Origin of the sequence: Nocardia lasii (genome assembly GCF_042658545.1) — a bacterium.
In the GTDB taxonomy this organism is placed as follows: domain Bacteria; phylum Actinomycetota; class Actinomycetes; order Mycobacteriales; family Mycobacteriaceae; genus Nocardia; species Nocardia lasii.
On sequence record NZ_JBHSQN010000014.1, the window covers coordinates 286,532 to 295,061 of the forward strand.

The 8,530-nt window shown below is 68.2% G+C and carries 10 protein-coding genes and 2 pseudogenes; 5 read left to right on the forward strand and 7 right to left on the reverse strand.

Features of this window, described 5'->3' with window-relative positions; genetic code table 11:
- The first annotated feature begins 120 nt into the window (after positions 1–120).
- Positions 121–999 carry a LysR family transcriptional regulator gene (locus tag ACFP3H_RS21990; protein WP_378608849.1) on the forward strand — a complete coding sequence of 293 codons (879 nt, stop codon included), beginning with the start codon at positions 121–123 and terminating at the stop codon, positions 997–999.
- Positions 1,000–1,181: 182 nt separating this feature from the next.
- Here the strand turns inward: ACFP3H_RS21990 and ACFP3H_RS21995 are convergent.
- Positions 1,182–1,334: pseudogene (locus tag ACFP3H_RS21995) on the reverse strand (FAD-dependent monooxygenase); the annotation flags it as partial.
- Positions 1,335–1,458: 124 nt separating this feature from the next.
- Here ACFP3H_RS21995 and ACFP3H_RS22000 point away from each other — a divergent pair.
- On the forward strand, positions 1,459–1,791 hold the full coding sequence (locus tag ACFP3H_RS22000; protein WP_378608851.1) for an ArsR/SmtB family transcription factor: 333 nt from the start codon (positions 1,459–1,461) through the stop codon (positions 1,789–1,791).
- Complete coding sequence (locus ACFP3H_RS22005; protein WP_378608853.1) at positions 1,788–2,267, forward strand: SRPBCC family protein; 480 nt, start codon at positions 1,788–1,790, stop codon at positions 2,265–2,267. The genes ACFP3H_RS22000 and ACFP3H_RS22005 overlap by 4 nt, the downstream gene beginning before the upstream one ends.
- On the opposite strand, the gene ACFP3H_RS22010 is transcribed toward ACFP3H_RS22005, so the two are convergent.
- The 5 genes and pseudogenes from ACFP3H_RS22010 to ACFP3H_RS22030 all read right to left on the reverse strand — a co-directional run bounded on the left by ACFP3H_RS22010 (position 2,268) and on the right by ACFP3H_RS22030 (position 5,826).
- Entirely contained in the window at positions 2,268–3,254 is a 987-nt protein-coding gene (locus tag ACFP3H_RS22010) for a pirin family protein (protein WP_378608854.1), read from the reverse strand. It lies immediately after the preceding gene.
- Positions 3,251–3,625, reverse strand: coding sequence for a GNAT family N-acetyltransferase (locus ACFP3H_RS22015; RefSeq protein WP_378608856.1), 375 nt, complete (start codon positions 3,623–3,625; stop codon positions 3,251–3,253). Before ACFP3H_RS22015 ends, ACFP3H_RS22010 begins: the two co-directional genes overlap by 4 nt.
- A 307-nt stretch (positions 3,626–3,932) precedes the next feature.
- The gene (locus ACFP3H_RS22020) at positions 3,933–4,949 is read right to left on the reverse strand and encodes an aldo/keto reductase (protein ID WP_378608873.1); all 1,017 of its coding nucleotides are present in this window, start codon (positions 4,947–4,949) and stop codon (positions 3,933–3,935) included.
- Between the two features lie 180 nt (positions 4,950–5,129).
- Positions 5,130–5,369 (reverse strand): annotated as a pseudogene (locus tag ACFP3H_RS22025) (MerR family transcriptional regulator); the annotation flags it as partial.
- Positions 5,370–5,457: 88 nt separating this feature from the next.
- Positions 5,458–5,826 carry a VOC family protein gene (locus tag ACFP3H_RS22030; RefSeq protein WP_378608857.1) on the reverse strand — a complete coding sequence of 123 codons (369 nt, stop codon included), beginning with the start codon at positions 5,824–5,826 and terminating at the stop codon, positions 5,458–5,460.
- Between the two features lie 48 nt (positions 5,827–5,874).
- Here ACFP3H_RS22030 and ACFP3H_RS22035 point away from each other — a divergent pair, with 48 nt between their 5' ends.
- Complete coding sequence (locus tag ACFP3H_RS22035) at positions 5,875–6,078, forward strand: hypothetical protein (protein ID WP_378608858.1); 204 nt, start codon at positions 5,875–5,877, stop codon at positions 6,076–6,078.
- A 2-nt stretch (positions 6,079–6,080) separates the two neighbouring features.
- On the opposite strand, the gene ACFP3H_RS22040 is transcribed toward ACFP3H_RS22035, so the two are convergent.
- A complete protein-coding gene (locus ACFP3H_RS22040) occupies positions 6,081–6,572 on the reverse strand; it encodes a SixA phosphatase family protein (protein WP_378608859.1) in 492 nt (163 codons plus the stop codon).
- Positions 6,573–6,685: 113 nt separating this feature from the next.
- Between ACFP3H_RS22040 and ACFP3H_RS22045 the strand changes: the two genes are divergently transcribed.
- A complete protein-coding gene (locus ACFP3H_RS22045) occupies positions 6,686–8,353 on the forward strand; it encodes an FAD-dependent oxidoreductase (protein ID WP_378608860.1) in 1,668 nt (555 codons plus the stop codon).
- The last annotated feature ends 177 nt before the right edge of the window (positions 8,354–8,530 follow it).

The following is an 8,530-nucleotide window of genomic DNA, read 5'->3' on the forward strand; positions in this document are numbered from 1 at the left end:
TGGCTATGAGAAAAAGCATGGGCGCCAACGGAATCGGGAACAATGACACTTTTCGTCGTGATCGGTTAGCTGAAGTAATCGATTGCTGGCTACACTCGGCTTTCGCGGAGGGAGCTCGGGATGGAACGGCACGAGATCGAGACCTTCCTCGTCCTCGCCGAGGAACTGCACTTCGCCAGAACCGCCGAGCGGGTGCGGGTTTCGCCGGGGCGGGTGAGCCAGACGATCAAGAAGATCGAGCGCCGAATCGGTGGCGCGCTGTTCGAACGCACGAGCCGCCGGGTCGAACTCACCGCGCTCGGCCGCAGCTTCCGCGACGATCTGCAACCCGCGTACCAGCGGGTTCAGCAGGCCATCGGCAACGCGACCGCGGCGGCGCACCGCGTGGCCGAGGTGCTCGAGGTGGCGTTCTCGACCCCCTGGTGCGGCACGCTGCTGGTGCGCGCCGCCGACGCCTTCGAGGTCGAGTGCCCGGGATGTGAGGTGCGGATTCGGGAGGTCTCGCTGGCCGATCCCTACGGCCCGATCCAAGCCGGTGAGATCGACCTGCAACTGAGCGAATTCCCGATCAGCGAACCGGGTCTCACCCCCGGCCCCGTTCTGTTCACCGAACCCGCCGCACTCGCCGTCCCCGCGGATCACGCGCTGGCACAGCAGGATTCGGCGTCACTGGAAGACCTGGCACAGGCGCCGCTGATCACCTTCGCGACACCCGCGCAACCGCTGCACGACATCCACTACCCGCGCAGCACGCCATCGGGAAAGCCGGTGGAGCACCTACCGGTCCGAGTGGACTTCCCCGAGGCGCTGTGCCTGATCGGCGAGGGCAGGGGCATCACGCCGGTAGCCGCCCGCGCCCGCGACTACCACGCGCGCCCCGACGTCGCCTTCCTCCCGCTGACCGACGCGCCCCCATTCGAATACGGACTACTGTGGCGCACCGGCGAACGCGGCCCCGCGGTCCGCACCTTCGCCCGAATCGTCCGCGACCTCGCCTGACCTCATGGCCGCCGCGCGAACTCGGCGCGTGCTCCGGGCGAAGGCCGATCCCGCCGAGGTAGGCGGTGAGCCCGGCGAGCGCCGGCACGGCATCGACGATCCGCAACGGCAGCGGCGCGGTGTTCAGTGTCCCGCGCAGCGCGGGCGCGATGAGTAGGTCGTGTTCGCCGCGCTGGGAACTCCGTCGGCGGGTGCACGGTGTCCCAGCGGAAATCTCGGAGGAAGTCGGCGTGCTTCTCCAACACGGTGACTTCGACTCCGGCCTTGGCCGGCAGCAGGGCGGCCATGGTTGCGGCGGGTCCGCCGCCGACGATGCAGCACGTGGTCTCGTCCATGCGTGTTCCCCCTCGATGATGCCCGCCAATGTCTACGACAGAGCGTAGTAGTCGATTCCGGGATCCGTCCAGGATTTGTCGAAAGGGGTTGACCGTGCACCGGCGGCGCGCAATACTGAACTAGATGGTTCAGTATGACTTCCTAGACGCCTCGTTCGGGGCGCTCGCGGACCCCACCAGGCGGGGCATCCTCGAGCGGCTCGGCGCGGGCCCCGCGAGTATCAGCGAGTTGGCCGAGCAGTTCGAGATGACCCTCACCGGCATCTCCAAGCACATCGGCCTGCTCGAAGACGCGGGCATGGTGGTCACCGAGAAGCGTGGGCGGATCCGGTACTGCCGGATCGGTGAGCACGTCTTCGATCGGGAGGTGGCCTGGATGCAGGGCTACCGGCAGATGCTGGAAGCCCGGATGGACCGTCTCGGAGAATTCCTGCGACGAACGGAGCCAGAGCAATGAGCACACCCACCAAAGACGCGGTCATCAGCTCCACCTCGGACCGCCAACTGCACATCGAACGCGATTTCGACGCCCCGCTCGACCGGGTCTGGGACGCCTACAGCCGCATCGAGCAGCTCTCGCGCTGGTGGGGTCGCGGCCACGTGGTCGACGTCGAACGCTGGGAGTTCCGCAAGGGCGGGCACTGGCGTTTCATCGAACACGACGGCGACGAGTCCTACGGTTTCGAGGGCCGCTTCCGCGAGATCACCCCGAAACAGCGCATCGTGCAGTCCTTCGAATGGGACGGCATGCCCGCCCACATCAGCATCGACGACACCACCTTCGTCGACCTCGGCAACGGCCGCACCCGGGTCGTCACCGACAGCATCTTCCACACGGCCGAGGAATGCGCGGGCATGCTCGCCTCGGGCATGGAGGTCGGCCTCAACGACAGCTACCGTGCCCTCGACGCCCTGCTGGCCGCCGAACGCTGATCAGTGTGCGCGCCCGGTGGCCCGCTTGCGCGGCTTCAACCGCAGCGGCGGCAGCGGGGGAGCGGGGATGCGCTCCTCGCTCCCGTGCCCGTCGACCCCGCCGAATCGACCGGTGTCGTGGGCTTCCCACGCCTCGCGCGCCGCGACGATCTCCTCGTGACTGCGCCCGACGAAGTTCCACCACATCACCAGTTCCTCGGTGAACGGCACGCCCCCGATCAGGGCGAAGTGCGCGCCGTCGGTGCTCGACAGGCGCAGTTCGCCCCGGTCGGTGCCCAGGTACAGCAGCGGTCCGGCGGTGAGTTCGGTGCCCTCGACCGTCACCGAACCCTCGGTCACCAACACCGCGTGCTCGAATTCGCGTAGCACCGGAAGCCGCACCTCGGCGCCGGGATCGAGCACGATATCGGCGCCGACGATCGGGGTGTAGGCCCGCGCGGGCGAGGTGACCCCACCCAGCGACCCGATCAGCACGGTGGCCCGCACCCCCGGCTGCTCGTAGACCGGCAGCGACCGATGCTGCTCGAAATGCGGGTCGATCCCGGTCGCGCTGTCGGGCAACGCGATCCACAGTTGCAGCCCGTTGCCCGCGTGCGCGCCCGGCACCCCGAACTCCGAGTGCGCGATGCCGCGCCCGGAGGTCATCAGGTTCAACTGGCCCGGTTCGATCTCGACATCGGAACCCACCGAATCCCGATGCCGGATGCGCCCGTCGAACGGCCAGGTCACCGTCTGCAAGCCGATGTGCGGGTGCGGCAGGATGTCGGGGGAGGCGCCGGTCCGCGTGACGGTCGCCGACCCGAACCGGTCGAGAAAACACCACGCCCCGACGGTGGGCAGATCCCGTTGCGGCAGTGTGCGTTCCACGTACACCCCGCGCACGCCACCGAGCGGCACCTCCCTGGCCGGATACACCTCGACGACCGGACCCGCCCCCGCCGACGGCTCACACAGCGCCTCGACGGGGTGGGCCTCCAGGTCGCTCACGAGGCGACGCCCTTGCCCGTCACGTGCGCGTCGTACTCGGGGTGCTTGCCGAGGTAGCCGCGAATGAACGGGCAGTGCGCGGTGATGGTGCGTCCGCGCGCGATCACGTCCTCGAGCGCGCCCTTGGCCAGCACGCCGCCCAGACCCTTGCCCGCGAACGCTTCATCGATCTCGGTGTGGATGAAATCGGTGTCGTCGTCACGCTCGATGTACTCGGTGAAACCCGCGAGTTCACCGTCGAAGAACACGTCGTAACGGCTCTTCTCGGCATTGCGCACAACACGACGTTCCGGTTCGACGGCGGTGGCCTCGGACATGCGCTGACGCTCCTCCCACACCGGTACCGGTGCGCTGATGATCGGCGCGATCAACCGCGCCCACCGTGACGGCGACCCCAACGATCGCCGCGCTCTGTCACCAAGAACTACTCGCCCACACCGACTATTCCACCCGTCCCGATCCACGATCTGTAAGCCGCGAGTCGAGACCCGCGACCCGAGACCCGCGACCACCGACCGACGCCCCTCGGCCACCGACCGACGACCGGTGAACCGCGACCGACGACCGACGACCGGTGAACCGCGACCGACGACCGACGACCGGTGAACCGCGACCGACGACCCACGACCGGTGAACCGCGACCGGTGAACCGCGACCCGCGTACCGCTGCGCGAGAACCTATTCGCGCCCGGCCGAGGTGAACGACATATCCGCGTACCGATTGCCCGCCACCTGCCCGGCGATCGGTTCCAGCGTCGCGAGTTCGTCGTCGGACAGCACCACCGCCGCCGCGGCGACGTTCTCGGCCAGCCGGGTTCGCTTGCGGGTGCCGGGAATCGGAACCACCGGCAGGTTGTGCACGGCCGCCCTGGCGTGGACCCAGGCGAGCGCGACCTGGGCCTGGGTGATGCCGCGCGCGGCGGCGATGGCTGCCAACGGGGCGAGCAGTTCGGCGTTGTGCTCGGCGTTGTCGCCGGTGAAGCGCGGTTGGAACTGTCGGAAGTCGGTGTCGCCGAGGTCTTTCGCCGACCGGAACGCGCCGGTGAGGAACCCGCGACCCAGCGGCGAGTACGGCACGAACGCCACCCCCAATTCGGCGGCGGCGGGCACCGCGGTGCGCTCCACATCGCGAGAGAACAGCGACCATTCCGATTGCAGCGCCGCGATGGGATGTACGGCGTGCGCGGCGCGCAGTTCCTCGCCGGTCACCTCCGATAGGCCGAGCGCGCGTACCTTGCCCGCCGCGACCAGTTCGGCCATCGCCCCGACGCTGTCCTCGATCGGGACGGCCGGGTCGCGTCGGTGCATGTAATACAGGTCGATCACGTCGACGTCGAGCCTGCGCAGGCTGGCCTCGACGGCGGCGCGAATGTAGCCGGGGGAGTTGTCGAAGCCCCGGTAGGACGGGTCCTCCTCTTTGCGTACGATGCCGAATTTCGTGGCGATCACCAGGTTCTCGCGGTGGGCGCGCACGAAATCGGCGAGGAATCGCTCGTTGTGGCCGGAGCCGTAGATGTCGGCGGTGTCGAACAGGGTGACGCCGAGTTCGAGCGCGTGTTCGAGGGTCGCCCGCGATTCGGCCGCATCGGTGTCGCCGTAGAACTCGCTGATCCCCATGCAGCCCAGCCCCTGGGCGCCGACGCGGGGACCGTCGGCGCCGAGAGTGGTGGTGGGCAGTGTCGCGGTGGTGCTCATGTATCGCTTCCTTCGCTCGGATCGGCCCTCGTACACGGCGATCTTGTAGTCGAGTACGGCCACGGTCTGCTGTAGTTCCGCGATCTTGTCGAGCACGTCGGATCTGGTCCGGCGAAATATCGCCAGCCGTTGCGGGTAGGTCTGCTCGCCGGCGCGCACCAGTTCGGCGTAGCGGATCATGTCGGCCACCGGCATGCCGGTCAGGCGCAATCGCCCGATCAGCGCCAGCCACTCGAGGTCGCGGTCGCTGAACCGGCGGTTGCCGGTGTGGTCGCGGCCGATGTAGCCCATCAGGCCGATCCGCTCGTACCAGCGCAGGGTGTCGCGGCTGAGGCCCGAGCGTTCGGCTGCCTGACCGATCGAGTACTTCGGGCGTTCCCAATCCTCGCTGTCGGCGCGCAGGGCCCCGTCCTGATCCACCGTGCTCGTCCTTCCCGTGGAACTGCCTCGACGCTATCGACCTGGAGTGCACTCCAAGCAAGCCTCGATTCTGGCCGGGACGGCGGGCTCAGCTGTAGTTCGGCAGCTCCTGCACGGCCCACTGGTTGCCGTCGGGATCCTTGAAGAAGGTGAACAGCCCCCATCCCATGTCCTGCACGGGCGTGGCCTCCACCCCGGCCGCGACGAGCTGCTCATAGGCCTGCTGGGCGCTGGCGACCACCATCTGCATCCCCTCGACGCTGCCCGGCGCCGCGCCGGTGAGCCCGCGCCCGATACAGATCGAGCACCCCGAGCCCGGCGGGGTGAGCTGCACGAATCGGATCTCCGGGCTGGGCGTGTGGTCGTGATCGGCGTGGAAGCCGATGCTGGTGTAAAAATCCTTGGCCCGGTCGACATCGGTGACCGGGATGGCAACGAGTTCGATTTTCCAATCCATGTGACCGAGCATGACACCTGGGTCCGACAGAAACGTAGTGTGGATCACATGGCTGGTAAGGATATCGACCGCATCAGGGCCCGTTCGGCCTGGGAAACGGTCAAGGAGAGTCCCGTGATCACCGCGATCGCGGTAGCGCCGGTGGTCCTCGTGCTCGGGGTGGTGTGGTTTCTGACGAACGGGTGGGTCGCCTTCCTGCTCCTCGCGTTACTCGGCGTCGGCGTCGTGGTCGGGGGCAAGCTCCTGAAGTGAGCTCAGCGGGGCACGTGGAACGTGGTGAGTTCGCCCGTTCCCGGGCCCAGTTGTGCCCAGGGCCGGTCGAATTCGAGCACCGCCAGTGCCGAGGTAGGGAACTTGCGACTCAGTTCGGTCGCCTGGTCGGATTCGCGGTTGGCCGCCAATTCCCAGGCGGTCCACGGGATTCCGGGGACATGGCCGACGACGAGCAGGGTGGAGACCGTGTCGTCGGTGAGGCTGATCAGTTCGATCAGCGTGTGCGGGTTCGCCTCGTAGATGTCGTCGGTGTACTCCACCGGTGCGGTGATGCCGGTGGCCGCCAGGGTCTGGCGGGTGCGCTCGGCCGTCGAACAGCGCACGGCGTCGATGCGGGGCTGCGTGGCGCGCAACCAGTCCCCGGCCAGCGCGGCTTCGCGTTCGCCGCGCGGCGCGAGCGGGCGCGCGTGGTCCTCGACATTGTCGGGATAGGCCGATTTGCCGTGCCGCATCACAATCAGGGTCGCCACCATGAATCCACCGTAATCCCTCCTGACCCGCTGAGAGGACCGTCACACTCGAGGCACACTGAAAGCCGCGTCCCCAGCGCGAGCCACCGACCACCACGTTTCGAGGATCCGCACCCATGGCCTACGTCATCACGCAGCGTTGTTGCAACGACGCGAGCTGCGTCACCGAGTGCCCGGTCGACTGCATCCGCCCGACCCCGGACCAACCGGAGTTCGCGACCGCGGAGATGCTCCACATCGATCCCGACACCTGCATCGACTGCGGTGCCTGTGTCGACGCCTGCCCGGTGGACGCGATCTTCTCCGAGGACGACCTGCTCGCCTCGCTGTCGCGCTACCGCGAGATCAACGCCGCCTACTTCCAGCGCCACCCGCTCGAGTCGAATTTCGACCCGATGCGCACTCCCGCGCGCCCGCCCAAGAGCCTGGGCACGCTGCGAGTCGCGATCGTCGGCGCGGGTCCGGCGGCCTGCTATGCCGCCGATGAACTGTTGCGCCGCAGCGATGTCGAGGTCGAGATGTTCGATCGGCTGCCGACCCCGTGGGGCCTGGTCCGCGCGGGCGTGGCCCCCGATCACGCGGGCACCAAGGGCGTCGCGACGATGTTCGAGTCGGCGTTCCGGCGCGACACCCTGCAGTACTACCTCAATGTCGAGATCGGCGAGCACATCGACCACGCCGAACTGCTCGACCACCACCACGCGGTGATCTACGCGGTCGGCGCGTCGAGCGACCGCGCCCTCGGCATCCCCGGCGAGGACCTGCCCGGCAGTCATTCGGCGACGGAGTTCGTGGCCTGGTACAACGGCCACCCCGACTTCGCCGACCGCGTGTTCGACCTGTCCGGGGAGCGGGCGGTGATCGTCGGCAACGGCAATGTCGCCCTCGACGTGGCCCGGGTCCTCACCGCCGACCCGGACGAGCTCGCCACGACCGATATCGCCGATCACGCCCTGGACGCGTTGCGCCACAGCAATATCCGCGAGGTCGTCGTCCTCGGCCGCCGTGGACCGTTGCAGGCCGCCTACTCCTCGCCGGAGTTCCTGGCGCTCACCCACCGCGCCGGTGTCGACGTGATCATCGATCCCGCCGAACTCGACCTCGACCCGCACAGCCGCGCCGCCCTCGACGACCCGGACATCGAGCCCGCACAGCGCCTGAAATACGAACTCGCGCAGGAGTGCTCGACGGCGAAGTCCGATCCGGCGAACAAGCGCATCGTCTTCCGCTACCTGGCCGCCCCGGTGGCCGTGCACGGCGCGACAACCGTCACCGGCCTCGAGTTCGCGCACAACGAATTGACCGAGGAGAACGGCCACGTGGTGGCCACCCCCACCGACCGCACCGAAACCCTCGACACCGGCCTGGTCCTGCGCTCGATCGGCTACCGCGGCCGACCCGTCCCCGGCCTGCCCTTCGACGACCAGCGCGCCGTCGTCCCCAGCGAACACGGCCGCGTCATCGACAACGGCGAACCCGTCCCCGGCGTCTACGTCTCCGGCTGGATCAAACGCGGCCCACGCGGCGTGATCGGCTCCAACCGCGTCGACGCCGAGGAAACCGTCGAATCCCTCATCGCCGACTTCACCGCAGGCAAACTCACCACCCCCACCGCCGACCGCACCGCCCTACGCACCCTGCTCACCGAACGCCAACCCGACTTGGTCGACCGCAAGGGCTGGAAAACCATCGACCAATCCGAGAAGACAGCAGGCAAAGCAGCAGGCCGCCCCCGCATAAAACTCACCACCCGCGAAGACCTACTCAAAGCCGCGAAAGGCTGACCGCCCAGCCCCGCCAGCCCAATAAACCCAGTTCAAACACCTGGGCCAGGCCCACCTGGGTGTTCTCGGCGCGCCTCCGCCTCTGGACTGAGTAGAGGGTGCGACGAAGGAGTACCCGGAGCGAGGGAAGAGGCGGAGTTAAGCGCCGAGAACCGCGGCGCCAGCCGCCAAAAAACA